2 protein-coding genes are annotated in these 958 nt (G+C 54.0%); both read left to right on the forward strand.

Annotation, left to right across the window (positions count from 1 at the left end):
* Window positions 1-369: AAA family ATPase (locus tag B2R17_RS17470; protein ID WP_414707358.1), on the forward strand; the 369-nt coding region annotated here is incomplete at its 5' end.
* Window positions 366-958, forward strand: a 593-nt coding sequence (locus B2R17_RS17475) for a DUF58 domain-containing protein (protein WP_286764995.1), incomplete at its 3' end; no start/stop codon positions are given. The genes B2R17_RS17470 and B2R17_RS17475, both read left to right, overlap by 4 nt.

The raw sequence follows: 958 nt of genomic DNA on the forward strand, positions 1-958 counted from the left end.
TCCGATCGGGTGATCGAGCTTCGCCGCCTTTCGCGGCAAATTCCGATTGCCGATGAGGTTCGGCGGTATGCGATTTTGATGATCATGGGAACTCACCCATCCCACGAAGCTGCGACACCAATGGTGCGAAAGTTTGTCCGCTACGGCAGCAGCCCACGGGGAGCACAAGCATTGATTTTGTGTGCGAAAATCCGAGCCGTCTTGGACGGTCGCTTTCATGTGGCCAAAGAAGACATTCGCGAAATGGCCCATGCAACGCTCCGGCACCGGGTCATGCTGAATTTCGAGGGCCAAGCCGACGGAATCACCATCGACGCAATCGTCGATGACCTCATCGCAAACGTACACAGCGAAGCGGCTGTGGCATGACAGTCTTTGACTCGGATTTCCTGAAGCGATTGGAATACCTTTCGCTATTATCGAAGCGGATGTTCAAGGGTCAACTATTGGCCCAGCGACGAACGATGCAAACCGGCGGCGGAATCGAATTCGCTGACCACCGCGAATACATCAGCGGAGATGACCTTCGTTACTTGGATTGGAACGTTTATGCGCGGCATGGCGATTTGCTGCTAAAACGATTTCAGGAAGAGGAAGATCTTCACGTCTATATGCTGTTGGACACGTCTGCCAGCATGAATGTTGCTGGTTCAAATAGTGGCCATGGGGATGCAACCGGAACGAAATTCTTGCTGGCCCAGCAGATCGTGGCGGCGTTGTCCTACATCGCCCTGGCAGATCTCGATCGCGTTTCGATCTTGGCCTACGACGATCGTGTGCGGGCGACGATGCCACTGATCCGAGGCAAAAACCAAGTCCTCAGTTTGCTGCGTTTTCTTGAGCAACTTGAGTGCGGCGGCGAGCGTACGGACCTGCAATCGGTCGTTGGTGATTTTGTGGACCGAGCACCACGAACAGGATTGGCAATCGTTGTTAGCGATCTGTATGACCAAAAGGG

This window comes from Rhodopirellula sp. UBA1907 (assembly GCF_002337565.1).
GTDB lineage: Bacteria > Planctomycetota > Planctomycetia > Pirellulales > Pirellulaceae > Rhodopirellula > Rhodopirellula europaea.